The 25815-nt window shown below is 67.7% G+C and carries 27 protein-coding genes; 12 read left to right on the top strand and 15 right to left on the bottom strand.

All coding sequences use genetic code 11. The annotated features are described in order from the left end of the window. The first annotated feature begins 343 nt into the window (after positions 1-343). Positions 344-778, top strand: a complete 435-nt coding sequence (locus NLI01S_RS25875; RefSeq protein ID WP_157091119.1) for a hypothetical protein — start codon at positions 344-346, stop codon at positions 776-778. Here the strand turns inward: NLI01S_RS25875 and NLI01S_RS23300 are convergent. The 10 genes from NLI01S_RS23300 to NLI01S_RS23255 are packed head-to-tail and all read right to left on the bottom strand — an operon-like array spanning position 700 to position 10892. Further along, complete coding sequence (locus NLI01S_RS23300) at positions 700-1575, bottom strand: alpha/beta fold hydrolase (protein ID WP_067608554.1); 876 nt, start codon at positions 1573-1575, stop codon at positions 700-702. The genes NLI01S_RS25875 and NLI01S_RS23300 overlap by 79 nt on opposite strands. Before the next feature lie 35 nt (positions 1576-1610). Further along, the gene (locus tag NLI01S_RS23295) at positions 1611-2267 is read right to left on the bottom strand and encodes an isochorismatase family protein (RefSeq protein WP_067608552.1); all 657 of its coding nucleotides are present in this window, start codon (positions 2265-2267) and stop codon (positions 1611-1613) included. Further along, the gene (locus NLI01S_RS23290; protein ID WP_067608548.1) at positions 2260-2958 is read right to left on the bottom strand and encodes an SRPBCC family protein; all 699 of its coding nucleotides are present in this window, start codon (positions 2956-2958) and stop codon (positions 2260-2262) included. The genes NLI01S_RS23295 and NLI01S_RS23290 overlap by 8 nt, the downstream gene beginning before the upstream one ends. Then, positions 2955-3491 (bottom strand): (2Fe-2S)-binding protein, encoded by a 537-nt coding sequence (locus NLI01S_RS23285; RefSeq protein WP_067608545.1) that lies wholly within the window; start codon positions 3489-3491, stop codon positions 2955-2957. The genes NLI01S_RS23290 and NLI01S_RS23285 overlap by 4 nt, the downstream gene beginning before the upstream one ends. Continuing rightward, a complete protein-coding gene (locus NLI01S_RS23280) occupies positions 3488-5857 on the bottom strand; it encodes a xanthine dehydrogenase family protein molybdopterin-binding subunit (protein WP_067608541.1) in 2370 nt (789 codons plus the stop codon). The genes NLI01S_RS23285 and NLI01S_RS23280 overlap by 4 nt, the downstream gene beginning before the upstream one ends. Beyond that, positions 5854-6720, bottom strand: a complete 867-nt coding sequence (locus tag NLI01S_RS23275) for an FAD binding domain-containing protein (RefSeq protein ID WP_067608538.1) — start codon at positions 6718-6720, stop codon at positions 5854-5856. Before NLI01S_RS23275 ends, NLI01S_RS23280 begins: the two co-directional genes overlap by 4 nt. Positions 6721-6728: 8 nt before the next feature. Continuing rightward, entirely contained in the window at positions 6729-7994 is a 1266-nt protein-coding gene (locus NLI01S_RS23270; protein ID WP_067608534.1) for an FAD-dependent monooxygenase, read from the bottom strand. Between the two features lie 49 nt (positions 7995-8043). Next, a complete protein-coding gene (locus NLI01S_RS23265; protein WP_067608531.1) occupies positions 8044-9054 on the bottom strand; it encodes a PTS transporter subunit IIC in 1011 nt (336 codons plus the stop codon). Between the two features lies 1 nt (position 9055). Then, a complete protein-coding gene (locus tag NLI01S_RS23260; RefSeq protein WP_067608528.1) occupies positions 9056-9817 on the bottom strand; it encodes a maleate cis-trans isomerase family protein in 762 nt (253 codons plus the stop codon). Between the two features lie 43 nt (positions 9818-9860). Continuing rightward, complete coding sequence (locus tag NLI01S_RS23255; protein ID WP_067608525.1) at positions 9861-10892, bottom strand: leucyl aminopeptidase; 1032 nt, start codon at positions 10890-10892, stop codon at positions 9861-9863. 304 nt (positions 10893-11196) lie between these two features. Here NLI01S_RS23255 and NLI01S_RS23250 point away from each other — a divergent pair, with 304 nt between their 5' ends. Next, entirely contained in the window at positions 11197-11721 is a 525-nt protein-coding gene (locus NLI01S_RS23250) for a MarR family winged helix-turn-helix transcriptional regulator (RefSeq protein ID WP_223809352.1), read from the top strand. A gap of 577 nt (positions 11722-12298) precedes the next feature. Here NLI01S_RS23250 and NLI01S_RS23245 read toward each other — a convergent pair. Further along, complete coding sequence (locus NLI01S_RS23245) at positions 12299-13207, bottom strand: LysR family transcriptional regulator (RefSeq protein ID WP_067608522.1); 909 nt, start codon at positions 13205-13207, stop codon at positions 12299-12301. 271 nt (positions 13208-13478) lie between these two features. On the opposite strand from NLI01S_RS23245, the gene NLI01S_RS23240 reads away from it, so the two are divergent. Next, entirely contained in the window at positions 13479-14603 is a 1125-nt protein-coding gene (locus NLI01S_RS23240; RefSeq protein WP_263363340.1) for an MFS transporter, read from the top strand. Positions 14604-14821: 218 nt separating this feature from the next. Here NLI01S_RS23240 and NLI01S_RS23235 read toward each other — a convergent pair whose 3' ends face one another. Beyond that, positions 14822-15718, bottom strand: coding sequence for an SDR family NAD(P)-dependent oxidoreductase (locus NLI01S_RS23235; protein WP_067608561.1), 897 nt, complete (start codon positions 15716-15718; stop codon positions 14822-14824). A gap of 140 nt (positions 15719-15858) precedes the next feature. Here NLI01S_RS23235 and NLI01S_RS23230 point away from each other — a divergent pair, with 140 nt between their 5' ends. The 4 genes from NLI01S_RS23230 to NLI01S_RS25870 all read left to right on the top strand — a co-directional run bounded on the left by NLI01S_RS23230 (position 15859) and on the right by NLI01S_RS25870 (position 19045). Continuing rightward, the gene (locus tag NLI01S_RS23230; protein WP_067608519.1) at positions 15859-16473 is read left to right on the top strand and encodes a TetR/AcrR family transcriptional regulator; all 615 of its coding nucleotides are present in this window, start codon (positions 15859-15861) and stop codon (positions 16471-16473) included. 471 nt (positions 16474-16944) lie between these two features. After that, entirely contained in the window at positions 16945-17646 is a 702-nt protein-coding gene (locus NLI01S_RS23220; RefSeq protein ID WP_067608514.1) for an AAA family ATPase, read from the top strand. A gap of 547 nt (positions 17647-18193) precedes the next feature. Beyond that, a complete protein-coding gene (locus NLI01S_RS23215; RefSeq protein WP_067608512.1) occupies positions 18194-18685 on the top strand; it encodes a YciE/YciF ferroxidase family protein in 492 nt (163 codons plus the stop codon). Between the two features lie 207 nt (positions 18686-18892). Further along, a complete protein-coding gene (locus NLI01S_RS25870; protein ID WP_157091118.1) occupies positions 18893-19045 on the top strand; it encodes a hypothetical protein in 153 nt (50 codons plus the stop codon). On the opposite strand, the gene NLI01S_RS23210 is transcribed toward NLI01S_RS25870, so the two are convergent. Together NLI01S_RS23210 and NLI01S_RS23205 are read right to left on the bottom strand one after the other, a co-directional pair. Continuing rightward, positions 19023-20105, bottom strand: coding sequence for an NAD(P)-dependent alcohol dehydrogenase (locus tag NLI01S_RS23210; protein WP_067608509.1), 1083 nt, complete (start codon positions 20103-20105; stop codon positions 19023-19025). The two genes, NLI01S_RS25870 and NLI01S_RS23210, sit on opposite strands and share 23 nt — an antisense overlap. 343 nt (positions 20106-20448) lie before the next feature. Continuing rightward, complete coding sequence (locus NLI01S_RS23205) at positions 20449-21066, bottom strand: hypothetical protein (RefSeq protein WP_067608507.1); 618 nt, start codon at positions 21064-21066, stop codon at positions 20449-20451. 441 nt (positions 21067-21507) lie between these two features. Here NLI01S_RS23205 and NLI01S_RS23200 point away from each other — a divergent pair, with 441 nt between their 5' ends. From NLI01S_RS23200 to NLI01S_RS23180, 5 genes are all read left to right on the top strand, one after another. Next, positions 21508-22059 carry a snapalysin family zinc-dependent metalloprotease gene (locus tag NLI01S_RS23200; protein ID WP_067608504.1) on the top strand — a complete coding sequence of 184 codons (552 nt, stop codon included), beginning with the start codon at positions 21508-21510 and terminating at the stop codon, positions 22057-22059. A 79-nt stretch (positions 22060-22138) separates the two neighbouring features. After that, positions 22139-22783, top strand: coding sequence for a HemK2/MTQ2 family protein methyltransferase (locus NLI01S_RS23195; RefSeq protein ID WP_067608559.1), 645 nt, complete (start codon positions 22139-22141; stop codon positions 22781-22783). Beyond that, positions 22776-22991 (top strand): CDGSH iron-sulfur domain-containing protein, encoded by a 216-nt coding sequence (locus NLI01S_RS23190; RefSeq protein ID WP_067608501.1) that lies wholly within the window; start codon positions 22776-22778, stop codon positions 22989-22991. The genes NLI01S_RS23195 and NLI01S_RS23190 overlap by 8 nt, the downstream gene beginning before the upstream one ends. Continuing rightward, positions 22988-23989 carry an iron-containing redox enzyme family protein gene (locus tag NLI01S_RS23185; RefSeq protein ID WP_067608496.1) on the top strand — a complete coding sequence of 334 codons (1002 nt, stop codon included), beginning with the start codon at positions 22988-22990 and terminating at the stop codon, positions 23987-23989. Before NLI01S_RS23190 ends, NLI01S_RS23185 begins: the two co-directional genes overlap by 4 nt. After that, positions 23986-24990 (top strand): L-histidine N(alpha)-methyltransferase, encoded by a 1005-nt coding sequence (locus NLI01S_RS23180; protein ID WP_067608493.1) that lies wholly within the window; start codon positions 23986-23988, stop codon positions 24988-24990. The genes NLI01S_RS23185 and NLI01S_RS23180 overlap by 4 nt, the downstream gene beginning before the upstream one ends. A gap of 232 nt (positions 24991-25222) precedes the next feature. On the opposite strand, the gene NLI01S_RS25865 is transcribed toward NLI01S_RS23180, so the two are convergent. Next, positions 25223-25393: a hypothetical protein gene (locus tag NLI01S_RS25865; RefSeq protein WP_157091117.1), complete on the bottom strand. Its 171-nt coding sequence runs from the start codon at positions 25391-25393 to the stop codon at positions 25223-25225. Between the last annotated feature and the right edge of the window lie 422 nt (positions 25394-25815).

The raw sequence follows: 25815 nt of genomic DNA, 5'->3' as shown, positions 1-25815 counted from the left end.
TGTCTCAAGAGGACGAACATCCACCGAAGCCTCTTGAGACCCCGGCGTCGCCTTTCCGCGCTTGCCAATTTGACGGTCGCAGGTTCGAACCCTGCCGGACGCGCCACAAAAACGCAGGTCGAAGTGGGCGCGCGAGGACCTCGAAAGAGGTCCTCGCGGCGTTTTCCGGGCCATGTGTGCTCCTGCTGTTCTCCCCAGTACGAGGTGTGTGCAGGTGGGGCCGACCTCCCGGAGCTTTGTCCGATTCCGGACAACGGCAAACACCGCTTCGCCCTGAATCGCGACTGCTACGTACGGTAACGCTCTGGTTGCTCCCTCACACCTTGAACCAGTAGGAATCCCTATGTCCACCTCCACCGGGGTCAACCCCATCGAAGCGATGAACGAAGCCGAACAGGCCGAGGAACTCGCCATCCGCACCACCTCAGCAACCCCCGCCCTCGAAGACATCACCGATGAACTCAAAGAAGCCGTCTCCTCCTACGTCGCCTCCGGCGTAGAGAGCTTCGAGATCAAGACCTTCGACAACATCATGGGGATCACCGGCCACGGTCGAGCGGCTCGAGGTCTTCGTCGAACCCGACCCGTGCGCGACGCACCTGAATACCACGGATACGCCGTGAGGCCCTCAGACACCGGGACCCACACGGCGAGACCCGGGCCGGAGGACGCGGCCGGCCCGGACACGGTGTTGCGGCCTCAGCCCGTCGGCGTCGCGTTCAACGCCTCACGGACGGCGGTCAGCGCCCCCTCGGGAGCGTCCCAGAAGACCATGTGACCGGCGTCCGCGACCTCCACCAGGCGCGCCCCGGAGTTGGCCGACGCCGCCTCCTTCGCTCCGGCCGCGTCGACGACCGGGCTGTCCGCGCCGTACACGAGTGTGGTGGGCCGCGGAACCGAGTCCCAATAGTCGAAGAAGTCCTCCGTCTCGAACCCACGGTGGGTAGCGTCGATCGACTCGGAGGCGCAGCTGGCCAGCCACCGCGCCCGCAGCTCGCGCTCGCGCAGCGTCCAGCGCGGCCAGAACCCTGCCACCTCCTCGGCGTCGGTTCCGCGCCGTGCCTGTTCCAGCTGCTCGCGGAAGGCTTCGAGGGTTGTGGGGTAGGGACCGCGCCCCGGCCCGCTCATCGGCGGGTCGACCAGGATCGACCCGGCGTAGTCGGCACCGGGGCGGATCGCGGCGGCCGCGGCGATGCGCGCACCCAGCGAATGCCCCAGCAGGACCGTCCGACCCAGCTCCAACCCTTCGACCGTGGCCTCGACGTCGTCGGCGTAGGCGCCCAGGCTGTAGTCACCGTCGTCCGGGGCGTCGGACAGGCCCCGGCCCCGCAGGTCCACGACCACGGGCCGGACCAGGTCGGTGAGTCGGCGGGCGACGAAATCCATGGAGATCGCGGGGCTGGTGATCCCGGGCAGGATGAGCGCACTGGGCCGCTCCTGTACCCCGGAGGCCTGCTCGACGGCCCCGTAGTCGAGCGCGTGCAATCGGAGGCCACCTGAGCGGAACCAGCGCCCGACGGCGGGAACGTCGGCGAGGTCGGCGAGGGCCTCTTGGTGGATCGGTCTGTCGGACATGGTCGTTTCCTCCTGAAGATGCGGGTGGGGGCGGCTCATGCCCGGGCCTGGGAGAGGTAGGTTCGGGCGTCGTCGAGCCCGACGACGTCGGCGTACTTGGCGTCCAGATCGAACAGGGCCGCCTCCTGCGGGCCCTCAGCCCGGTCCCCCACGCAGTCGCGCGGGACCAGTGCGGAGAAACCCGCCTGTACGGCGTCCACCGCGGTCGCCCGCACGCATCCGCTCGTGGTCGCGCCGCACACCAGTACCGTGTCCCTGTTCAGCCCGGTGAGCATGGTGGCCAGTGGCGTGCCGGCGAAGGCCGACGCGCCCTTCTTCACGATGAGGGGGTCGCGGTCACCGCGCGTCAACCGTGGGTCGAGTTCCACGGCCGAGCTGCCCTCGCGCATTCCGCGCATGCCCGGCGCCTTGTCCAGCCACCGGTACCAGTCGCCGGCGATCTCTTCCTCGGAGTAGGCGATGACGGTGTAGATGACGGGGATCGAGGCTGCGTGGGCGCTCTCCACGAGACGGGCGGTGGAGTGCACGGTCGAGGTGAGGTCGGCACCGCTGGGGAAGTCCGGTTCGGTGAACCCGCGGCTCAGGTCGACCACGATCACCGCGGGGCGCGTGCCGCGCCGCACCTGGGAACCGAAGCCGGCCTGGGCATAGGTGTCTGCCGTCGAATCACCGTAGGTGTCCAGTTCAGCCACGGCGAACCTCCTTCAGCAGGGCGATCTGTTTGGACTGCGAGGCAAGCTTGCCGATCAGGAGTCCCTGTAGCACCCCGACGGCGAAGGCACCGATATACGGGATCAGCTTCTTGGTCCTGGGGCCGACGAGCAGACCCAGACCGTCGAGCTCGTCGCCGGCCGGCGCGGGAGCGACAGCGGCGACCGGCTGTCCCTGGGCCGGGACCTGACCGGACGGGGTGGAGGCAGCGGCAGGCTCGGCGCCCGATCCCTCACGCAGCATCCGGGAGAGGTTGTCGGCGAACTGCTGGAGCAACCGGTCGGAGACGGCCCCGATGGCGGCCTTGCCGAACTGGGCGATCTTCCCGCGGATCAGCAGGTGGGCCTCAATGTTGAGGACGGAACCTCCGTCACGTTCGACGACACCGAGGGTCACCGCGGCTTCGGCGTCGCCGCTGCCGCCGGCCTCGGAACCGCGTGCCTGCACCCGCAACGTGCGCTGGTCGGCGTCGACGTCGAGGAAACGCACCGTGCCGGCGTAGGCGGCGCTGATCGGCCCCACCTTGACCTTGACGTTTCCCTTGTAGGTGTCGCCGTCCCGGCCGTCCAGCGCCGCACCGGGGACGCAGGTCACGATCCGTTCCACGTCGTTGATCGCGGTGAAGACCTCCTCGGGGGAGGCCTCGACGAATGTGCTCTTCTCCAGGATCATGCCCGGCTCCTCTCATCGGCGGGGCTGTCGGCGGATCGGCCGCACACGGCGCCGCAGGCTTCTCTGCGTTCGTCCGCGCACGCCCCGATGGCGTCGACGATGGTCTGATAGCCGGTGCACCGGCACAGGTTGGAGGAGGCCGCTTCCCGGATCTCCTCGCGGGTGGGTTCAGGGTTGTCGGCCAGGAACCCCTCGGCCAACATCAGGAACCCCGGTGTGCAGAAACCGCACTGAAGCGCGTGGTGCTCGGAGAACTTGCGCTGCAGGTCGCCCAGGCCGTCGGGACCCGCGAGCGACTCCACGGTGCGGATCTCCCGACCCTCCGCCTGGACGGCGAACATCAGGCAGGCGCGGGCCGGTGACCCGTCGACCAGGACGGTGCAGGCACCGCACACACCGTGTTCGCAGCCCACGTGGGTCCCGGTCAGGCGCAGGTCGTGGCGCAGGACGTCCACCAGTGTGCGACGTGCCGGCGTGAGCAGTTCGTGTTCCTCACCGTTGACGGTGAGTGTGATCAGGAGACGGTCGGTCATGAGTGGGCCTCCAATGCGTGCTGCACCTGTTCCGGGGTGATGGGTGTCGCGTCGAACTCGACTCCGGTGTGGCGCAGGGCGTCGTTGACGGAGTTGACCACCGCCGCCGGGGCACCGATGGTGCCGCCCTCGCCGCTGCCCTTCGCGCCGCTCTCGGTGAGCAGGGAGGGCGTCTCCAGGTGGCTGATGGCCACGTCCGGGATCTCGGCCGCGGTGGGCACCTTGTAGTCGATGAAGCTGGCCGCGGAGGGTTCGCCCTGGTCGTCGTAGGTGATGCGTTCGTACAGGGCCCCGGCGATGCCCTGGGCGATCCCGCCGCGGGCCTGGCCGTCGACGACCTGCGGGTTGATGGCCACCCCGCAGTCCTCCACGCAGAGGTAGCGCAGGATCTCTACCTTCCCGGTGCCCGGGTGTAGTTCGGTGACCACGGCGTGGGTGGAGTTGGAGAAGGTCCCGTCGCCCGGGGTGTCGAAGTCGCCGGAGCCGGTGAGCCCGGGCTCGGTCGCCTTCGGCAGCAGGTTGGGCCGCAGGTAGGCGATGTCGGCGATGTCCACGTAGCCGACCGCCTGGTCGGGGTCGTCGATCCGGCGGACCGTGCCGTCGTAGAGCTCGACGTTGTCGGGCGTGGTCTCCAGCATGTGGGAGCCGAGGTGCAGCAGTTTTTCGCCGAGCCGGTCGGCCGCCCGGGAGACGGCGCTACCGCCGATGGTGATGGAGCGGCTCGCGAAGGTGCCCCATCCGTAGGCGATGCGTTCGGTGTCGCCCTGCTGGATCTTGACCTGGTCCGGGCTGAGCCCGAGCCGGTCGGCGGCGATCTGGGCCATGGTCGTCTCGTGGCTCTGGCCGTGGCTGAGCGTGCCGGTGCTCACCACCACCGTTCCGGAGGTGTCCATTCGGGCCTCGGCCAGGTCGTAGCCGGGCACCACGCTCATCTTGCGCTTGGCGAAGGCGTCCGAGCCGTAACCGCTGCGTTCGTTGAAACAGCAGTAGCCGATGCCGATGGTGCGCCCCTGCGCGGCGGCCGACTCGCGCAGTTCGTACCAGCCCTCGTCCTTGACCAGCTGTTCGGCCAGGTTGAGTGCCTCCAGGTAGGAACCCGGGTCGTAGGTGATGGCGTTGACCCCGGTGTAGGGGAAGCGGGTGATCACGTTGCGCCGGCGGATCTCCACCGGGTCCATGTCCAGTTCCCGGGCTGCGCGTTCGAACAGCCGCTCCATCGTCATCACGAACTGCGGCCGGCTCACCCCGCGGTAGGGGGCGGTGGGCGCCTTGTTCGTGGTGATCCCGCGGGCCCGCACCCGATAGGCGGGCACCTTGTAAACACCGGGCATCTCGGCGGAGGCCATCAGCGGCTCGATGCCTGCGGTGAAGGGGTAGCAGGAGTAGGCCCCCATGTCGCAGACGATGTCGGAGTCCAGGGCGAGGATCTTGCCCTCGGAGTCGAAGGCGGCACGCGCGTCGTAGTGCTGTTCGCGGCCCAGGAACGAAGCGGTGAGCGCGTCCTTGCGGTCCTCGATCCACTTGACGGGTCGCCCCAGGCGCAGGGCGGCTGCGGCCGCCGCGATCTCCTCACGTCCGACCACGCACTTGATACCGAAACCGCCACCCATGTCGCCGACCGTGACACGCACCCGGTTCTCGGCCAGGCCCAGCGAGCGGGCCATGGCGGTGCGGACCGTGTGGGGCACCTGGGTGCAGGTCTGCACCAGCAGGTTCTCGTCGCGTGCGTGCCAGGAGGCGACGACACCGCGTGTCTCCAGCGGCAGGGCGTTCTGCCGACTGCTGCGCGTGTCGACCCGTACCACGCAGTCGGCCGAGGCGAACACGTCGTCGATGCCCTCGGTCGCGAACATGGACACGTCCAGCAGCGTGTTGCCCGGGACCTCGTCGTGGACGGTGGGTGCACCTGCGGACAACGCGACCTCTTCTGAGGGGACCGCGTCGAGGGCCTCGTACTCCACCTGTGCCGCTTCGACACCGTCCTCGACCGCGTAGGCGTCCTCGGCGATGACGATGGCCACGGGTTCACCGGCGAACCGGACTCGGTCCCGGGCCAGGATGGGCATGGCGGTGGGAACGAATTCCTCGAGGGGCCGGTCCAGGACCGCGGTGATGTCGTTCAGGTCCAGGTCGGCGGCGGTGTAGGCGGCGATCACCCCGGGAACACGGCGGACCTCGGACAGGTCGATCGACAGTAGCCGCCCCGAGGCGACCGTGGCGCGCACGAACTGGGCGTGCGCCATGCGCGGCAGGGTGATGTCGTCGACGAACGTGCCCGCGCCGCTGAGCAGGCGGGTGTCCTCCTTGCGGCGGACCGCGGTTCCGGTCCAAGACCCCTTCTCCGGGGCTACGTCGGTGCTGGTCATCGGGCAACGGCCTCCTCGCATGCACGAACGATGAGTGTCCGGGCCAGGACCCGGCGGTAGTCAGAGCTGCCGTCGGCGTCCGACGGGGGATCGATCGCCGCCTCGGCCGCTTCGGCGCACGCGGCGAACAGTTCGGGCCCGACCGTGCCACCGTCCTGGAGCACCGCCTCGGCCTCGGGTACGCGCACCGGGACCGGGGCCACCCCGCCCAGGGCCACCCGGCCGCCGCGGACGGTGCCGTCGACGGCCAGGTCGAGGTCGACCGCGGCGGCCACGGCCGCGAAGTCCCCGGCGCGTTCGGCGAACTCGGTGAGCGCGGAGTGCGGCGCCGGCTTCGGGAAGACCACGTCCACGATGATCTCGTCGGGTGCCAGGGTCGTCATGTAGAAGCCGAGGAAGAGGTCGGCGGCCTCGATGGTGCGCTGCGCGCCCCCGGGGCCGCGGACGACGACCCGGGCGTCGAGCAGGACCGCCAGCAGGCACCACTCGGCGGTCGCGTCCCCGTGGGCGAGGCTGCCGCCCACTGTGCCCAGCGTGCGGATCGGCAGGTGCCCCACCCAGGCCATCGCCTCACGCAGGACCGCGTGATCGTGGCCGATGAGGGAATCGGGTGCGGTCTCCACGGCCCGATGGGTGGTGAGGGGGCCGATGTGCAACCCTTCCTCATCGGTGCTGATGGTGGACAGGCCGGGCAGAGCCGTGACGTCGACCAGATGAGCGGGCCTGGCCAACCTGAAGTTCATCATCGGGACCAGGCTCTGCCCACCGGCGATGATCTTGGTGTCGTCGCCGAGCTCTGTGAGCAGGTCGACGGCCCCGTCGACGTCGCGGGCGCGGTGGTAGGTGAATGCGGCGGGCTTCATGGGTCTCCTCAGCGGATGAACTGGTAGGAGAAGGATTCGGAGTCGGAATCGTCGAGCGGTGTCCCACGCCACAACAGTTCGTAGGAGATCGCCGATTCCCCGTGGAAGTCACGAAGCTTGCGGTCGCGTTCCTCCTGTTCGGGACCGTCGGGCAGGTGGTACAGCTCCATGTTGGCCAGTGACGCCTCCTGGACCATGCCGGCCCGGTGCGCGCGGCGGGAGACGTAGCGTGCCAGTGCCTCCGGTGCTTTGTCGACGGTGACCGCGCCCAGCTCCTCGGCCAGGACGGCGGCGTCCTCCATCGCTTGTGAGGCGCCCTGGGCCTGGTAGGGGAGCATCGCGTGGCAGGCGTCCCCGAGCAGGGCGATCCTTCCGTTCACCCAGACCGGGTCGGGGCGGCGATAGTAGAGCGGCCAGGCGCCGGTGCTCTCGGCCTTGGAGAGCATGGTGGCCACCCGGTCGTCCCAGCCGGGGAAGGCGTCGGCCAGTTCCTGGACCGAGGTCGGCACCGAACTGTGCGAGGCGAGTTCGGGCGGGCACGGCACGATCGCCACCACGTTCAAGTACTCGCCCCCGTTGATCATGTAGTGCACCAGGTGGCGCCCGGGCCCGTACCAGATGGTGCTCTGGAACCGGTCGACCAACCAGCGGGTAGCGGGGTCGGCGGCGATCTTGTGCCCGGGGATGAGGGCCCGGTAGGCCATCTCACCGGAGAACCGCAGCGTGTCGGGAAAACCGGCCGCGTCACGGACGCGGGACTTCACACCGTCCGCACCGATGAGCACATCGGCGGTGTAACGGCGGCCGTCGGCGGTCACCGCCACGGGACGTTCGGGGTCGCTGTCGTCGACGTCGGTGACCGGGCTGTTGATCTCCACCTGTACGGGGGGACCTGCCTCCTCCGGGTCGGTGCACGCGTCCAGGATGACGCGGTGCAGGTCGGCCCGGTGGTAGTGCCAGTAGGGTGCGTTGAACTCACGCTTGCACCGGTCGCCCAGCGGGGTCTGACCGATGACGCTGCCGTCCTTCCAGCGCCGCCGGACCTGATCCTGCGGTTCGGTGCGGATCTCCTCGAGCTTCTCGCGCAGGCCCAGGTGGATGAGGATCCGGCTGGCGTTGGGTGCGGATTGGATTCCGGCACCGACCTCGCCCAGTTCGGGGGCCTGTTCCAGGACGGTGACGCGCAGACCGCGACGGCGCATGGCCAGGGCGGCCGTGAGGCCTCCGAGGCCACCTCCGGCGATGACCACTTCGTAGGACTGACGGGACGACATCCTTACTCCAACAGGTGTGAGAGTGCGATTGGCCGCGGGGGCCGATGTTCTAGCTCTGGCGGATCAGCTGGTCGTTCTCACCGATCCAGGACTTACGGCGCATGGGCAGGTAGACCAACCAGGCGACCAGGGCCGGTAGGACGAAGTGGAAGGCCGCGATGAGCAGCAGTACCTCGGCGCTGAAACCCATCGTCTCGATGGTCATGAGTGGACCGACGAAGCCGGAGGTGCCCATACCGGCGCCGGCAGCGTTTCCCTCCATCGCGAAACCCACCGTCGCGATGGGGGCCAGTACGGCGCCGGCGACCGTCGGCGGGACGAACAGGAGCGGGTTGCGCACGATGTTGGGCACTTGCAGCATCGAGGTTCCCAATCCGAGCGAGACCACCCCGCCCCAACCGTTCTCCCGAAAGCCGGTGACCGCGAAGCCGATCATCTGCGCTGCGCACCCGATCGTCGCCGCCCCTGCCGCGATTCCGCTCAGGTCCAGCATGACCGCGATGGCCGCGCTGGAGATGGGCAGGGTGAGCGCGATGCCCATGAGGGCGGCCACCATGACGCTCATCAGCACCGGCTGCTGTTCGGTGGCCCACATGATGATCTGGCCGAGGCCGCGCATTCCGCTGTCGATGGCCGGGCCGGCCACCCACGACACCCCGAAACCGGTCAGTACGGTGACCGACGGGGTCAGCACGATGTCCAAGCGGGACTGTCCGGAGACCAGCTTTCCGACCTCGGTGGCCAGCACCGCGGCCAGGAAGGCCCCGGCGGGGCCGCCCAGTTCGGCACCGAAGGCCCCGGTGGCCACCGCCGAGAACAGCACCAGCGCCGGTGCGTTCAACGCGTAGCCCACGGCCGCGCCGATGGCCGGCCCCAGCATCGCCATGGTCATGGCCCCGGCCTCGATCAGCCAACCGATTCCGGCCTGGTCACCGATGGTCTCCAGGATCAGGCCGACGATCAGCGACGAGAACAGACCCAACGCCATGTAGGACAGCGCCGTGACGAAGTACGTGTGCAGCGAGGGGTGGACCCCCCGGGAGGCGAGGAACTCTCTCATGTCAGGCCCCGGGGTGGTTGCCGCTCAGCAGGCTGCCGGCGTCGGGGACCTCGGTCCGCAGGCCGAGCTCGCTGAGCAGCCGGTGGGTGGTCGCGGTCGCCGCCGAGAGCACGGGCAGGCCCACGCGCTTCTCCAGGGCGGGGATCGCCGGCAGCGACGGCATCTGCACACACGCCGAGGTCACCAACGCATCGGCCCGACTCAGGTTCAGCCGTTGGCTGTGCTGTTCCAGATCGGCCGGGTCGAGCCCGGCGACCGCGAGGTTGTCGGACACCTCCAGGCTGACCGCGTCGACCACCTCGATCCCACTGTCCTCGATGTAGTCGGCGACCATCTTGGTCAGTGGCTTCATGTAGGGCGTGATGATGGCGACGCGCTTCGCCCCCAGCGCCGAGATCCCCGACAGCAGGGCACCGGCGCTGGACACGACCGGGGCCGAGGCTCCCTCGGCGTCGAGTACATCGCTGATGGTGTCCTCGGCGGTACAGTGGTAGCCGGGGCCCTGGGCCATGATGGCGACCAGGCACGCCGACGCCACGGCGTGCGGACGCGCGTCCGCCAGCTCGGCGGCGGCGCGCTCGCTCTGCTGGTTCATCGACCGCAGCTGCTCGGGCGTCACCTGCTGCATGCGTGTTCGGGCGCTGTGGAAAGTGAAGCGTTCCTCGGGTCGCTCCTTCTCCCGCGCGCGGAGCATGCGCGGGAGTTCGGTCTCCATGGTCAGGTTGGAGCTGGGAACGACCAGGCCGATCCGGTAGTCGGTCACCGGTTCCTCCTCGGTTGGGTGTGCACGGCGGTACCGGCAGGGGTCAGCTGCGTCCGGTCGGACGCATCTCGGGCACGGTGATGTCGCCGTCCACCACGATCGGCTCGTCGTCCAGGTAGAGGCTGCAGTTGCGCATCGGGATGTCGAAGTGGCACGGGGTGTCGTTGGGCCCGCCCAGCTCGTTGTTGGGGCCGATGGAGAACATGACGTTGCCGTAGAAGGACCGCAGTTCCATGCCCATACCGCCGGGGAACTGCGTCAGACCGTGCCAGTGGGCGCGCTCGTCCAGTCCCCAACCCACGTGCGACATCCCGTAACCGCGCGGGTCGTCGAAGGAGGCGATGTAGGAGGACAGGAGCTCGGCGTCCAGACCGCCGCTGATGTCGGTGATGAAGCCCTTCTCGATCTTCAGGGTCACCGGCGTCTGCACGTAGGTGTTGAACGGCAGCAGGACGTCGCCCGGGGAGAGCACGATGGTTCCGTCCACCCCGTCGTCGGCTCCGCCGGTGAAGACGAAGGCGGCCGGCCAGTGGTCCCACCGGCCCGGGGTGTCGGTGTAGCCGTACTCACTCATGGTCGGGTACACGCCGAGCTTGTAGGTCACGTCGGTGCCGCCGGGGCTGGTGATGCGCATGGTCTTGGCCTTGGACAGCAGCTCCGCGCCGTACTCGACCCGCTCACGCAGCTCGCGGGTGGGCATCAGGCGAGACAGCAGCTCGGGTGGCTCGACCACGGTCAGGATGCGGGTGTCGGCGCCCTGGATCTCGAACTGCTCCTTGCTGAACAGCAGGAACGTGAGGTCGATCAGCATGTCGGACTGCTTGAGGGCGTCGACGGCGACCTGGTTGCCGGCCAGGCCGGACTGGCCGACCGCCCACGCACCGGCGTCACCTCGTGCGCTGGGCAGACGCATGTGGAAGGTGTTCGCGCCGAGCTCCTGGGCGGCGAAGAGGAAAGCGTCGGCGAGGTCGCCGCGCTCGGTCCCCTGGGAGAGCACCGCCACGGTCTCGCCGTCGCGGACGCCGCTGAGGGACAGCTGGCGCACGCACATGTCGTTGAGGTTGTTCTGGTCCATAGCTCCTCCAACCGTGGGTGGTTTTCGGTCGGTGGTCACGGAGAGAGCCGTGGCCACCCACAGATCGTCAGTACTCGAACAATCCGTGTACTGACTATCTACTGTGATCGGGCACACGTCAAGAGGCTCTGTGTAAAGTTCGGTTCGCGTGATGTTCCCGTGGCGTTCGGTGAAGGTAGGCACGGACCCATCGCGGCTCCGCGCGGTATAGGGTCACCCCCGGATCGGTCGCGGAACACCGCGCCGCCCGGACTGCCAGTCCGTCCGGCCCGGCAGGAAGGCCGCGAATCGAAGGAGACCAACAGTGGGCGGTAGCGACCGGATGGACTTCGCACCCGGCCATACGGACGGGCAGGACCAAACACGAGCGGACATACCCCCTGAGCTGCTCGCCGCCCCTGGTTACCTGGTGCGACGGCTCTACCAGACCTACACGGCACTGTGGGGCAGCATCGTCAACTCCACACTCACCGGCCCGCAGTTCGCCGTGATGCGCGCGATCCAGCGCACACCCGGAGGCGACCAGGGTTCGTTGGCGTCCATGGCCGCGCTCGACCGATCCACCATGGCCGATGTCGCCCGCAGACTGGACCGCCGCCAACTCATAGAGCGCCGCACCTCCACGAGTGACACACGGCGCAAACTCCTCTACCTCACCCCCGAGGGAGAAAGGATCCTCTCCGAAACCGCATCGCGCGCGGCACGTCTGGACGAGCTGTTGCTGGCTGAACTCGCCCCCGATCAGCGCGCGCGAGTGGTGGACGACCTGCTCCACCTCTCCGACGCCTGGGAGCGGTTGGCGGAGGAAGGCCCCTCCGACGAGGGCTGAGAGCGTGTTCGAGGAGGATCGGGAAGTGAGGTCCCGGCTCGCCCGAACACGCTGACGAACGGCGTCACGTCCCCGGGCGAGGCCCTCTGCGCCAGGGTCGAGTGGGACACTTCACCAACCAGTACGAGCCAGACGCGCAATCCGATTGGGGCGAGCTCCAAAATGGGGCTCGGGCACCGTTGAACTAGATTCCCAATCTCTTCCTTTCAAGCTGAAACCCCCGGCCACATGGTTCACTTGCCGCCTTTTACTACAGCTGCACTTCCGTTTTTCATGATTCCAGGGTCGCCCGTCTGCGGTGGTGGCGGCATCGATCGTGTGCCTGGTGTACGCGTCCCAGCATCGACCAGACCAACAAGTGCTCCAGGTCGTACCCGACCTTGACCGGATCGGCGTGCGCCGCTTGGCCGGCTGCCCCGTCCTGACACCCCCGACGTGAGGGCGTTCGATCGACGAAGACGCCTCAGGACACCTTCGCCCCGGTACCAAGTACGAGACCGTTTCCCGGGCCCGGGGGTCTTCGCCGCACACCGTCATAGCGACCGCGTATACCCAGGAGGGCCTCCGTTGCTCGGGTTCAGGCCGTCGGTCGGACAAGGCGGTCGGCGAGACCCCGCAGTTCCGCGGCCATGCTCGAGGCCGGATCCCACACTGCCTCGTAGAAGACCTCGATCACCTGTCCCTCCTCGTCAAGGACGATCCGGTGGCGGGTACCGGGTTCGGTGAGTCTCGATTCCGGCAGCATCGCAGAGCCCAGCCCGAGATTCGCCCACTCCTCCAGGACCCGGTAGCTGGAGGCTTGACCGGGATAGGCGTTGACGGGCAAAGAGCGTTCCTCGAGCAGGTCGCGCGTGAAGGTGGTGAGCCCGCACGTGTCAGGCATCAGGATGAATTGCCTGTCCGCCAGTTCGAGCAGTTCGGCCGGCTCTGAGGCCTCGTGCGCGGGCTCCTCGTGCACGGGCTCGACGAGAACAAAGGGTTCGGAATCCACGACCCGGTGCTCGTACCCGGGCATCGGTGCCACCGAAGGGACCACGATCAGGTCCAGGTCCCCGGAAACCAGGCCTTCGCGCAGTTCGGCCAGGTTCGCCTCACGCAACACGAGCTGTTTGGGCGTCGGAGCAGGCAGGTCGCACACCGCGCTGTAGGTGCGGGCGACGAGCCCGGAGGCGATCAGAGGGGACACCCCCACACGGACGCTTTCGCCGACATATGTGTTCCAACGCCTCGCTTCTGAGAGCACCCCGTCCAGGGCGGACAGGGTCTTTTCGATCAGCGGCAGCATTCTCACCCCGAACGGGGTGGGGGTGACCCCGCGCGGAGAACGCGTGAACAGGCGGTCACCCAGGCGCCCCTCCAACTTGGCGATCCCGTTCGACAATGCGGGTTGGGTGATCCCGTACGCGCGGGCCGCGGCACTGAACGAGCCGGTCTCACCTACCGCTCGCGCATACTTCAGGTGTTCCAGGCTCAGCCGCTCAGCCATACGCCCAGCTTATCGCTGGATTCACGAAACCCCTCTACTCCCCCGCTGCGGCCAGACGTAGAGTCGGCCGCTGTGCGACAGAGGCGCCCCGCCCTGGAACCCGAACACCAAAGGAGCACGGTGTCAGAGCCGCGACGAGCCGATCGAACGCATGGTGCGCCCACTGCGGCGACCTGGGTGACTCCAGTCCAGCGGCGCACCATGATCGTGCTCATCACCATGCAGATCATCGGCACCGTCGGCGTCGGGATCGCCCTCCATCGGTGTGCTGTTGGCCGGAGAGGTCACCGACAGCGAAGCATGGGCCGGCCTGGCACGCACGGCCAGCACCCTCGGTGCGGCACTGCTGGGATTGCCCCTGGGCAACCTCGCCGCCCGGTTCGGTCGGCGCGCGGCGCTGGCGAGCGGCTGGTGGGTCGCCGCTTCGGGCAGTGCCCTCCTCGTCCTCGCGGCACAGGTCGGCATGGTCGTCCCGCTCTTCATAGGCCTGTTGCTGATCGGTGCTGGTTCCGCTGTCAGCCTTCAGGCCCGATTCGCCGCCACCGACCTCGCCGAACAACACCACAAAGGCCGCTCCCTGGCCCTGATCGTATGGGTCGGAACCATCGGTTCGGTCCTCGGACCGAACCTGGGCGTACCCGGTCAGGCCATCGGTGACCGTACAGGGCTCAACGTCTACGCCGGCGCCTTCCTCATCGTCACCGTCTGCCTCGCCTTTGCCGGACTGATCGTCTTCCTATGGTTGCGCCCGGATCCACTACTCCTGCTACACCACGCGGTGCCGAAGCCCGCGGTGTCAGCCGGGCGGAAACGGAGCCGGGTCCGCCTCATCCTCTCCGAACTCCGCGGGAACTCCGCCGCACGGTTCGCCGTCCTCGCGATCCTCACCGCGCAGATCGTGATGGTCGCCATCATGACGATGACCCCCGTTCACATCACCCACCACGGCGGCTCGATCACCATCGTCGGCATCACGATCAGTCTGCACATCGCCGGTATGTACGCTCTGTCGCCGCTGGTCGGTCTCGTCGCCGACCGCTACGGTCACCGGCTCGCGATCGGGTCGGGGATCACCATCTTCCTCGCATCACTGGTCATTGGTGCGCTCAAGCCCTACAGCACCGGATGGATCATCCTCTCGCTCATCCTTCTCGGTGTGGGATGGTCGTTCGTGAACGTCGCCGGATCAGCGCTGTTCAGTACCATCATCTCCGATGAGACCCGCGCTTCCTCCCAGGGAGGTGTCGACGCCCTGTCGAACCTGTGCGGTGCCACGGCCGCCTTCGCCGCCGGCCCGCTCCTGGCCGTCAGTAGTTTCTCGACCCTGGCCGTTCTCGCCATTGTCATCCTGGTGCCTTTGACCGTGTTGAACATGCGCCGTGACCGAACCCTCTAGCCAGACGGTCGCAGGGTCGAATCCTGCCGGGTGCACCGTAGAACACCTGTTCAGATGGGGCACACGGGGACCGCGGTCGAAACACCCCCGTCGGACTGAGAAAGCACACCTCGAACCCTGTTCTCCCCCGGGAACGACGACAGGGGCGAGCCCGGCCCCACACGACCACGTCCGCCCCGAGCACCCCAGGTCTCGGCCGGCGCGTCCAGTAGCGCTCCTCACGGCTGTAGGCCGACCAGTGAGGCGCTGTCCCGCCACAGAGCGTCCCTCACCCTGTCGTCTCGAGCGAGTTTCGAGGGATCGAGCCACGTGAGCGCATCGCGCCGAACAGCCGCGTAGTAGCGTCCGGCGGGCGGGTCCACTCGCCCCAGGGCGATCGCGCCCAGATGGGCACCGCCCGCTTCTTTGCTGTTGAAACGCGGCACCATCCGACGGATGAGGCCGCCGAAGACCCGCCAGGCGACGTTGGCCATCGCAGGCGCGTTGCGAAGCAGCCCGGTTCCGGGCGTAGGGCCCGGGTCGTATGCCAGGACGGTCACGTTCTTGGCCACCACCTCCGGACGCAGCGCCAGAGCGCGCACGACCAAGATCGTGCAGAGCTTCGCCGCGGAGTAGGCCCTGCCGGCCGCTACACGCGGCTCGGCGTCACGGTCCGGGTCGCGATCGGGGCGGGCCAGCAGGGCGGCATCGGCGTGACGAGGCGGGGGGAGCATCGTGTTCTCCTCCGGGTCGTGCGTACCGCTCGTGGTCAGCGATACCACGGCGCCATCGGCCAGGCGGGGCACCAGCAACCGGAGCAGGAGGTAGTGGGCGAGGTAGTTGACGACGAAGCTCGTCTCGAACCCGTCGGGGGTGCGCCCGTCGCCGTTCGGCTGGTTCTCGCCGGCGTTGAGGACCAGGGCGTCGATCTCGCCGGTACCGAGCCGGTCCTTCACCCCCTCGACGAAGGAGCGCACGTCCGCCAACCGTGTCAGGTCGAGCGGGACGGGCTCCGCACCGTCCGGTGCCCGTCCGCGCGTTCCCAGCAGAAGACGTGTGTCCGGGGTGGCGAGGACCTTTTGCGCTGCCACTTCTCCGATGCCGGAGGTCCCGCCGGTCATCACGATCGTTCTCATCAGGGACATACCTCGCCATAGCATTAAAATGAGTGGATACTCCGGTTACTATAGTGAGTGCGGACTCGACTTCGCAAGGTCGTCAGGACCCGGTAGTAACGTGAAGCGACGACGACAGCCGTTCGACGGAGATGAGACTGATGGAACCGCGGCCCCCGGCGACCCCCACTCCTCGGCGGACGTCGCTGCGCGCCGACGCGCGCCGTAACCGTGAACGAGTCCTGGAGGCCGCCGACGCCGTCTTCTCCGAGTCGGGTCCGGCCGCCTCCACGGAGGAGGTGGCCCGACGGGCGGGTGTCTCCATCGGAACGGTGTTTCGACACTTCCCCACGAAGGAGGAGCTGATCGAGGCGGTCGTGGTCGGGCGGCTCACGCAACTGACCGCGGAGGCCGAGCGACTTGCCGACGCCGTGGACACGGACGCGGCTTTCCTCGCCTTCTTCCATCGCTGGGTCGAGCTCTCGGCGACGAAGCACCAGTTCGCCGGGGCACTCTCTCGTTCCGGCACCGATGTGCAAGAGATCGGGAACACCCATCCGGACGTCGGGCGGAAGCTGCATGAGGCTGTGGGTGTTCTGCTCACCCGGGCACAGCACAGCGGTGGTGTCCGGCGGGACGTGGGTGCGTCAGAGGTCATCGCGCTGATGGTCGGAGCGTCTCGGGCGCACGAACACGTCGGTCTCGACGCCGACCAGCGCGCGCGTCTCCTCTCGGTGACCATCGACGGTCTGCGCGGTCCGCGACCGGCGCCGTGAGCCACTCCGGAATCGCTGAAGGGCGTGGGGAAAGGCGAACGTCCCCCGGTGGCGCCCAACTGCCGCGAATCTCCCTCAACGGAACCCTCTGAACTGGTCGAATGCTTGTCGACGCACGTCGGTGCAATTGCTCGAACCATCTCCGCTCGGTAGAGCTCACCGGAGACCGCACATCGAAGCGGCCCTGTTCACCCCACTCCTTGATCGACCGACCCCGGCGCCCCTTGCGGTGAAGAGGTACCTGCGGATGTGTTCCTGGTAGGGGGCTCGAGTGCCTTGGGCCAGGTCGGGGTCGGCGCGCGTCCACGCGGTGAGGTAGGCCGCCGAGGTGGGGGCTTCCTTGTGCCCCCTCTGGTGCGTCCTGCGTTTCTCGGAGTCGTCGACGCCCGGTAGCGTCATGGCATTGGTGACGCGGCCGCTGTAGAGCCGCGCCTCAGCGACGCGAAGGTCGGCTTTGAGGAGCTACCGAAGATGTTCCAAGGGCCGACGCGGTATATGCCCCTGGTCAATGACGCGACGGTACGCGGCGTGGTCTACCCGCGGCGGTCCCTGGTCCTGGTCGCAGGGGTACCCGGGGCCGGGAAGAGCACCCTGCTGCGACGGCTGTTCAGGCTCCGGGGAAACGAGGAGGGGACCGTGCTCACCGCGGAGGGCGTGCGCGTGGTCGACTCGCTACAGTCGCGGTACCGGCTGAGGCCATTGCTCGGCGGGGTCCCCTACCCGCTGTGGCGCTGGGTGGTGCACGTACTGCACCTGACCCGGATGGCCACGGCACTGCGTGGCGGCCCGGTGGTGGTGCACGAGTGCGGTACTCGAAGCCCGGTTCGTGTGCTGCTCGCACTGCTTTGCGGACTCCGCCGGTACGAGATGCACGTGTTGATGATCGACGCCACTCCGCAGGAGGCCCGGAACGGGCAGAACGCCAGAGGACGACGGGTGACCGAGCGCAGTCACCGGGCGCATTCGCGGCGTTGGCGACGACTGCGCGCGGCCACCCGGCACCGGCCGGCGGCATTCGCGCCGGGCGCGCGCAGTCTGCTCGTGCTCGACCGGCGCCGGGCAAGGGAACTGGCCTGGATCCGGTTCGGTCCCAGCGCGAATGTCCGTAGTCCCCTGCACGCCGCGATGGGGTCTTCCCCTATCCGGCTGAAACCCGTGGTCTCCGATACCTGAGGGCACCGGCTGGTCGAACTCACGAGGTTCGGGTCGTGGGCCTCCACTCGGCCGACCAAGGAGCTCGGGCCGGTGCCTTCGATGGGGTCCATCGCGGACCGCTATGACGCAGCCGGTCAGGTGCGCCCCTGGCACATGGTCCAAGCCCACGGACGACCGCTGTAGACGACCTGTCAACCGGGGTTTTACGCGGTTTCAGCCAGTTCAGTGGAATCATTTCGGGCCCGCTCGGTGTGGCGACGTTCATACCCGACCAGGCTGAGCCGACCATTCGCCGAATCGACGCCGCGGGTCGCAGAACCCCTCGTGGGAGAACACCTCTCTGCGCCAGGACGGGACCGGTGCAGGATGATGGCGTCGGCCTTGAACTCCGGCGAGTAATACCTCATAGCCATGGTGGAGGCTTCTCCTCATGTTTCCGGTGGCGGAGATGTCCACTACTCGGGGAAACGTCCAACGCATCGTTTTGGCGCTGTTTGCCATCTTTTGACGACGGGTAGCCGTAGTTCTCGACAGAGCCCGCAACGCAGAGCATGGGGGAAGCACTGTGAGCAGCAGGACTCAGCTGATCAATTGGCTCAACGACGCCTACGCGATGGAGCAGGCGTTGGAAGAGACCCTGGAACGGCACGTCAAGGACGTCGAGGGAGACCCCGAGGTGCATGCCCGCATCCAGCGTCACATCGAGGAGACGCGCGGTCAGGCCGAGGTCGTCAAGGGATGTGTCGAGTCACTCGGTGGCAAGGTCTCCGGATCGAAGAACGCCTTCGCCAATATGTTCGGATCCCTGCAGGGGATGGCGAACAAGCCGGCGAAGGACACGATGGTCAAGAACGCGCTCGCCGACTACGCGGTCGAACACTTCGAGATCGCCTGCTACAAGGCGTTGATCGAGGCGTCCCGCAGTCTCGGTGAGGAGGCGATCGCCGGCAAGCTGACCATCATTCTCCGGGAGGAAGAGGCCATGGCGCGCTTCCTGGAGGAAAAGCTTCCGCGCACTGTGCGGTCGTCGCTCGCCGCAGCCGAGCACGACGGATAGGCACGACGACACACGAGCAGGACCGCACCTCTGAGGTCCGAGAGAGGTGCGGTCCTGCTCGTCGTCGCGAAGGTGCTGCCGAGGTGACCGGCACGGACACCGTCACCGATCAGGCCCGGCACACCGAACCGGCTCACCCGTCCGTGTCACCAGGGAAGGGCACCCTCTTCGTCGAAGAAGCCGCCGCGCGGCCCGTCATCGGGCAAGGTGGCGTGGCGGCCGGAGGTCTACGTGGAGATCCGGTCACGGGAGGAGGGTGGTCTGGAAGGCCCGCGCGAATCGGTGGGCCTGCTGCGTCCGGCGGAGGAAGGTGACGGCGTCGCCTTGGCGACGGAGATCACCGGAGGCCCCAGCCTCTGACATCGAGTGGTCGGTCTCGGCGCAGGGTGGCGATGTCGATGACGAACCGGTAGCGCACGTCCGAGGCCAGGACGCGCTCCCAGGCCTCGTTGACCTGGTCGACGGAGATGACCTCGACCTCTGGTGCGATGCCGTGTTCGGCGCAGAAGTCCAGCATCTCCTGGGTCTGGGCGATCCCACCGATCTTGGACCCGGAGAGGGAACGCCGGTTGAGGATGAGACCGAACACGTTCACCGGTGCCGGTTCCGGCGGGACACCCACGTTCACGAGTGTGCCGTCCACCGCCAGCAGGTTCAGGTGGGTGTTCAGGTCGATGGAGGCGCTGGCCGTGTTGATGACGAGGTCGAAGGTGCCGGCCAGCAGCTCGAAGACGGCCGGGTCGTCGGTGGTGTGGTAGTGGGCGGCACCGAACCTCAGGCCGTCCTCCCACTTCTTCAGGTTCTGGGAGAGCACCGTCACCTCCGCGCCGAGGGCGTGGGCGATCTTGACCGCCATGTGCCCCAGACCGCCCAGGCCCACCACGGCGACCTTCATGCCGGGGCCGGCGTTCCACTTGCGCAGTGGTGAGTAGGTGGTGATCCCCGCGCACAGTAGCGGTGCGGCCTTCTCGAACGGGATGGAGTCGGGGACGCGCAGCACGAAGTGCTCATCGACCACGATGCGCTCCGAATAGCCACCCTGGGTCACCGAACCGTCGCGGTCGAGGCCCGCATAGGTGTCGGTGCATCCGTGCAGGCAATACTGCTCCTCGCCGGCCGAGCAGTGGGCGCACTCTCGGCAGGAGTCGACCATGCAGCCCACACCGACCCGGTCACCGACCTGGTATCGGGTGACGTCGGGTCCGACCTCGGCGACCATGCCGGTGATCTCGTGCCCGACGGTCAGCGGGTAGGGAACCTCGCCCCAGTCGCCTCGGGCCACGTGGATGTCGGTGTGACAGACACCGGCGTAGGCGATGTCGATGAGGACGTCACGGGGGCCGACTTCTCGGCGCTCGATGGTGCCCGGCGTCAGCGACGCGTTCGGCGAGGTGGCCGTGCAGGCACGCACGAGGGACATGGGTCTCCTTACGGGTTCATGACGAAGGCGCTCCGGCGGATAGGCGCTGGTGATCGCGCTCTGATGGCCGGCACCGAGAAAAGTCAACCACCTGCGTCGCCGCAGGTGGAAGTAGTTGTCAGAACCCGTCAAGGGTGTGTCGGGGGCTTATCGGATGATCGATACCGACTTTGCCCCAAGAGGAAGGGGGACGACCTTCATCCCCCGTTGTTTCACACGATCCGGGTGAGGGCCCTCGTTCGCGGCGGGGTCGGGCGGGTCACCTGTTCGACCGAACCGGTCGGCCCGCACCGACTCTCACCGACGTCTACGCTCACCGGGCATGGGATCGCTGGGTGCTCCATCACCAGAAGTGGTCCACGAGGATCTTGGCGTCCTCGACCTGGTGCCCGTAACGGTCGGGGTAGGCCGAGCGCTGGACGTCCTGGGCGACGTCACCGAGCGGTGCCTCTTCCCAGCTGTTGTCCGGGTAGACGGCCTCCAGCTCGTCGAAGAAGGCGCCGGTGGCCGTGGCCGGGTCGAGCCGGTCGTCCGAGGAACCGTAGTGGTCACGCTGCTGGTAGAGGCCGACGCTGTCGCGATCGCCGCCGGTGAGGTTGTCCAGGTGGGTTTCGACGATGACCGTCGACATCGCGATGGCGGCCGCCTGTTCGTCGAGTCCGCGTTCCTTCGCGGTCTCCACGACCGCACGGGCACAGGAGGCACGGTGTCCGTCCATGCTGCCGGCCATGTCGTCGTTCAACTTGTCGTTGAGGGCTTCGGCTGCCGCCTTGTCGTCCTCGGTGTACTCCTCGCCGCTCTCCTCGGAGCTCAGCGCCACGCATCCCTTCTCAGGGTTGTCGGAGTCCTTGTTCTCGTCGGCGGCGGCGATGCTCGGCCCACCGATGAGGATCCCGCCGGCCAGAACCAGACCGGTCGTTGCGGTAAACACACTCTTCGGTATCAGTTCTATAAAATTCATGAGTGCAACTTATGTGACGGTCAAGCACTTTGACCAGGCCTGTAGCCGCTCTGACCAGGTAAGAAAGAAAACACCGAGCCGGAGCAACCTTTGGGCCGGATCGCATGCGCAACACACACGCCCCGCATCGCCTGCTCCACAGCGGATGCCGGGCGCGCGGTGCCGTCTTCCCCCTCCCCCACCTCACCCCGAGATCCCAGCACCCGAGCATCATTCGATGTCAGGACGGTCACTTTTCCTTGGTGTTCCCCGCCGTCGCGGTGGCCGAAGAGGTCGATGGAGTGCCCCGTAGCGGTACCGATCGCAGGGGCAGGAGTGTCTCGGCGCCGGCGGATATCGATGGCTCTGCACTCCTTGTGGCGACAAGTAGCCACGCATAGCATCGCCTCGACCCCACCGGGTCACCGAAGGCTTCAGTTTCCTCACCCCAGGGAGACCCCCGTGCTGAGACGTATCCTCACATCCCCACTGATCGCACTGAGCGCGCTGGCACTGATGCTGGTGGGTACCGCGCCGGCCGTGGCCGCGAACGAGACCCTCCTGTACTACGACGACAGCCGGGCCGCGGAGTACACTTCCGCCGTCGCCTCGGCCGTGGACGTGTGGAACTCCGCCGTCGACAACGTGCGTCTGGAACCCGCTTCCGAGGGACAGCACGCGGAGATCCTGATCATCGCCGACGACGACTGGCCCCGCGCCCACCTGGGCCCGGTGCGTCCGGGTGGGCAGGTCACCGTCTGGATGGGCCGCCAGGGCACCACCGAGGGCTACGACGCCGTGCGCATCGCCGCGCACGAACTCGGCCACAGTCTGGGCCTGCCCGACGCCAAACCCGGCCCTTGTTCCTCGCTGATGTCGGGCTCCACCGGCGGCGTGGACTGCACCGTCTCCGCACCCGACGACGCCGAACGTTCGCGGGTCGAAGCCGCTTACGGCAGTGGCCTGGCCGGGCAGCGCACCACCGATGGACGGATCCTGGTCGACCGCCTCTGAAGCGGATAGAACTCGACGAGGTGCCCAAGAGGAACGATTGTCCACTTCCCGGTCGGGTAGTGGTACAGCCATGTTGTTGGTGAGACCTCCTGGTGTCTACCGCGCGCAAGAGGACACCTCGTTACTACGTCACGTGTTGCGTCGGCGCGGCCGGCTCTCCGGCCGTTCGGTTCTAGATGTCGGATCGGGCACCGGTGCCCTCGGCATCGAGGCCTTCCGCGCCGGGGCGACCAGCCTCACCGCGATCGACCTGTCCCTACGCTCGGTCATGGCGAGCTGGCTCAACAGCCGAATCCACGGGATCTCGGCGACGGTCCGACGCGGTGACCTGTTCGCTCCCGTGGCCGCGCGGCGCTTCGACCTCGTGCTCGCCAATCCGCCCTATGTACCCGGTGTCGGTCCACTGCCGTCCCGACACCGGGCGGCGAGGTGCTGGGACGCGGGACCGGACGGTCGGGCCCTGCTGAACCGCATTTGTTCGGGGGTGTCCTCGGTGCTCAACGAGGACGGTGCGCTCCTTCTCGTGCAGTCCACCCTCGCCGACGAACAGGCCACCTTGGACCGGCTCGCGGAGGCCGGGTTGGTGACAGAGGTCCTGGCGCGGGCCCACATCCCGTTCGGTCCGGTGTTACGAACGCGCGTGCCGGAGCTGCGTGCCCGGGGGTTGCTGGGCCCCGACCAGACGGAGGAGGAACTCGTGGTCATCGAGGCGTGCCATGGCTGAGTCCCGTCGCCGGGTCATCGTCACCGACGAAGGCCCGATCCTCGTCTACGGCCCGGTCGACGTGGAGATGTCGGATGGGACACGCGTGCTCAGTGACCGAGCGGTCACCGCGTTGTGCGCGTGCGGTCGCAGTGGACGTCGCCCGTTCTGCGACACCAGCCACCGTCGACGTGTACGTGAGGAAGAGGGAGAGGAGAACACCTCATGACCATGACGAGATCAAGGGCGCCGGCGCTTCCGGCTCCTCGCGGCCCCATCTCGGAGGGGGTCTTGTCCGCGCTCCGGGGCGACCCGGGCGAGGTTCCCGCGGTGGACGGTTCCGCGCCCTATGGAGACGACCTTCAACTGGCGCTCTACTGCTGCTACGAACTTCACTACCGTGGGTTCGACGGAGTCGACGACGACCGTGAATGGGATCCCGCGTTGTTGGCGGTCCGCGCCGAGTTGGAGAGGGTCTTCCTCGACGCGCTCAGGCACGATGTACCCGCCGGCACTGACATCGACGCCGAACTCGATGCGCTCCTTGTCGAGAACCTCGACGCGTTCGGTATCTCCCACTACCTGCGTCGCCGCGGGGAGCTGTGGCAGCTGCGAGAGTACGTCGCGCACCGTTCGCTCTACCACCTGAAGGAAGCCGACCCGCAGACCTTCGTCATCCCGCGCCTGGACGGCCCGCCCAAAGCAGCCTTGGTGACGGTTCAGCACGACGAGTACGGTGCGGGCGATCCCGAGCGGACGCACTCGAAGCTCTTCGCCGACATGATGGCCGAACTCGGTCTCTCCGACGTCTACGGCGTCTACGTCGACTCCGCTCCCTCCGAGATGCTGGCCGAGGTCAACTTCATGTCGTTGTGCGGGCTGCACCGTGGGTTGCGCGCCGCGTTGATCGGGCAGTTCGCCACCGTCGAACTCACCTCCTCCCCCGGCTCGGACCGGTTGGTCAAGGCCATGCGGAGGCTGGACTGCGGTCCGGCGGCCATCCACTTCTACGCCGAACACGTGGAGGCCGACGCGGTGCATGAGCAGCTCATCCGTCGTGAGGTGATCACGCCACTGCTCCAGACGGAGCCCGAATTGACTGCCGACGTCGTGTTCGGGGTCCGTAGCAGTCTGTTCCTGGCCGGGCGGCTGGAGGAGTACCTGTTCCAGCGTTGGCGCCGTGGTGAGTCGAGCTTCCGCCACGAAGCGGGCGTGAAGATCCCATGACGTTCGCCGAACCACCGCGGACGCGGACCGACATGGTCCGGCTCACCGACCCGGGTGACGCCGTGCCCGAGGACACCGTCGTGCGCGACGACCTGCGGAGGACACCGCCTCGGTTGCCGCCCTGGCTCGGCTACGACGCGGTCGGCTCCCGGCTCTTCGAACAGATCACCGAGCTACCCACCTACTACCTGACCCGGGTCGAACGCGGCCTTCTGGAGCACCACGCCCCGGAGATCGCCGCGGCGCTCGGCTGCGGGCGGATCGCGGAACTGGGCAGTGGCAGCGCGAAGAAGACGCGATTGCTGCTGGAGGACTGCGTACACCTGCGCCCGACCACTTATCTGCCGATCGACGTCGACGAGGGCATGCTGCGTTCCAGCGCCGCGACGTTGCGCTCGGGGTTGGACGGTTTGGCGGTCACGGGTCTGTGGGGGCGTTACGAGGCAGGGCTGGAATGGTTGCGCACCCACCCTGGTGAGCCGCTCGCGGTCGTCTTCCTCGGAAGCAGCTTCGGCAACGCCACACGGGAGGAACGTGATGGGTTGACCGGAGAGATCGCACGCTGTCTGAGGCCGGGTGAGAGCTTCCTCGTCTCCGCCGACCTGGACAAGAGCGGTGAGGCTCTGGAGACCTGTTACAACGATCCACCCGGGCACTCTGCCTTCGCCGACTTCCGACTCAACTACCTCACCCGGCTCAACGACCGCTACGGCGCCGACTTCGTGCTCGACGATTTCGTCCCGGAGGCCTGGTACGACCCGGACACCTCCACGGTCGAGGGACGCTTGCTCGCGCGGGCCGACCGGACGGTGCACGTGCCAGGGCTCGGGGTCACACTGGACCTGCCGCAAGGACGGTTCATCAACGTCGGCTACTCGGTGAAGTTCGATGAACGGGGGTTGGCCGACGAAGTGGGAGCTCACGGTTTCACTCCGCGGGCCCAGTGGGTGGATTCCCGGGCCGGATACGGGCTGTTCCTCTTTCGCCGGGAGGAGACATGAGCCGTCACCGTGGCCCGACCGGGCCCGGCCCACACCGACGCGTCCTACTCGGCCACCGCCACCATCGCAGACCGGCGCCCACTCCTCACCGCCGCGCTCTCCGGCAACCTCGGGGGCGACGCGACGGAGGACACTCACACACTGCTCGAAAGGATGGTGCGCCGGGTTACTCACCGGAACTCCTCTGGACACCCTGAAACGACCTCGGAAGCTCAGCGTCCGCCCTCGAAGCTCAGTGTCTTCGGGGGCGTTCCCAGATGAGCCCGGCGGTGACCCACACCAGTCCCACACCGGCGAGGGTCACGAAGCACCATTCGACGAGGCTGAGCGGCCACCAAAGCAGCGCCCAGAGGACCAGTGCGAACATCGCGAACACACCGAGCACGACCAGGATGACGCGCACTGTTCCCCCCTGAATCACTACGACGTCGCGGCGGAGCGGGCGACCACCGAAGGTCGGTAGAACACCCCCGTTCATGGAGTCATCTCCGAGCCCGCCCGAAGAACCATCCAAACATGTCACCCGCATCGACGCAGCCGACAGGCTCGATCGCACGTGGACCGCTGGACCTCGCATTCTCCGCGCTCGTCAACACAACGACCTCATCGAGCGATGTGGAAGCGGTGAAATCAGCGGGAAGCCTCGGGAAACGCGGAGTTCGGTGTGGGGGGGTGGGTGCGGTGAGGCGGGAGGGTGCGGTGGGTCGGAGGTGGAGGAAGAGTGAGAGAAGATCGCGGCAAGCAGAAGTTCAGGGCGAGGTTGTGGGTGAAAGGTCAGTGCGTGGGGCGCCTGGGGTCTCTGGCTCTTCAGGGTTGTTGGGCGGG

It is taken from the genome of Nocardiopsis listeri NBRC 13360 (assembly GCF_001570765.1).
Classification (GTDB): domain Bacteria; phylum Actinomycetota; class Actinomycetes; order Streptosporangiales; family Streptosporangiaceae; genus Nocardiopsis; species Nocardiopsis listeri.
The sequence above is the reverse complement of the archived record's forward strand: the minus strand, read 5'-3'. Positions and strand labels throughout refer to the sequence as shown.

Excerpts from the sequence above, each read along its gene's own strand:
- NLI01S_RS23235 (WP_067608561.1), bottom strand. The coding sequence starts at position 15,718 with ATGAGAACGATCGTGATGACCGGCGGGACCTCCGGCATCGGAGAAGTG.
- NLI01S_RS23210 (WP_067608509.1), bottom strand. The coding sequence starts at position 20,105 with ATGTCCCTCGTGCGTGCCTGCACGGCCACCTCGCCGAACGCGTCGCTG.
- NLI01S_RS23180 (WP_067608493.1), top strand. The coding sequence starts at position 23,986 with ATGACGTTCGCCGAACCACCGCGGACGCGGACCGACATGGTCCGGCTC.
- NLI01S_RS23190 (WP_067608501.1), top strand. The coding sequence starts at position 22,776 with ATGGCTGAGTCCCGTCGCCGGGTCATCGTCACCGACGAAGGCCCGATC.
- NLI01S_RS23280 (WP_067608541.1), bottom strand. The coding sequence starts at position 5,857 with ATGACCAGCACCGACGTAGCCCCGGAGAAGGGGTCTTGGACCGGAACC.
- NLI01S_RS23220 (WP_067608514.1), top strand. The coding sequence starts at position 16,945 with ATGTTCCAAGGGCCGACGCGGTATATGCCCCTGGTCAATGACGCGACG.
- NLI01S_RS25875 (WP_157091119.1), top strand. The coding sequence starts at position 344 with ATGTCCACCTCCACCGGGGTCAACCCCATCGAAGCGATGAACGAAGCC.
- NLI01S_RS23270 (WP_067608534.1), bottom strand. The coding sequence starts at position 7,994 with ATGTCGTCCCGTCAGTCCTACGAAGTGGTCATCGCCGGAGGTGGCCTC.
- NLI01S_RS23185 (WP_067608496.1), top strand. The coding sequence starts at position 22,988 with ATGACCATGACGAGATCAAGGGCGCCGGCGCTTCCGGCTCCTCGCGGC.
- NLI01S_RS23275 (WP_067608538.1), bottom strand. The coding sequence starts at position 6,720 with ATGAAGCCCGCCGCATTCACCTACCACCGCGCCCGCGACGTCGACGGG.
- NLI01S_RS23230 (WP_067608519.1), top strand. The coding sequence starts at position 15,859 with ATGGAACCGCGGCCCCCGGCGACCCCCACTCCTCGGCGGACGTCGCTG.
- NLI01S_RS23285 (WP_067608545.1), bottom strand. The coding sequence starts at position 3,491 with ATGACCGACCGTCTCCTGATCACACTCACCGTCAACGGTGAGGAACAC.
- NLI01S_RS23300 (WP_067608554.1), bottom strand. The coding sequence starts at position 1,575 with ATGTCCGACAGACCGATCCACCAAGAGGCCCTCGCCGACCTCGCCGAC.
- NLI01S_RS23205 (WP_067608507.1), bottom strand. The coding sequence starts at position 21,066 with ATGAATTTTATAGAACTGATACCGAAGAGTGTGTTTACCGCAACGACC.
- NLI01S_RS23255 (WP_067608525.1), bottom strand. The coding sequence starts at position 10,892 with ATGGACCAGAACAACCTCAACGACATGTGCGTGCGCCAGCTGTCCCTC.
- NLI01S_RS23245 (WP_067608522.1), bottom strand. The coding sequence starts at position 13,207 with ATGGCTGAGCGGCTGAGCCTGGAACACCTGAAGTATGCGCGAGCGGTA.
- NLI01S_RS23290 (WP_067608548.1), bottom strand. The coding sequence starts at position 2,958 with ATGATCCTGGAGAAGAGCACATTCGTCGAGGCCTCCCCCGAGGAGGTC.
- NLI01S_RS23265 (WP_067608531.1), bottom strand. The coding sequence starts at position 9,054 with ATGAGAGAGTTCCTCGCCTCCCGGGGGGTCCACCCCTCGCTGCACACG.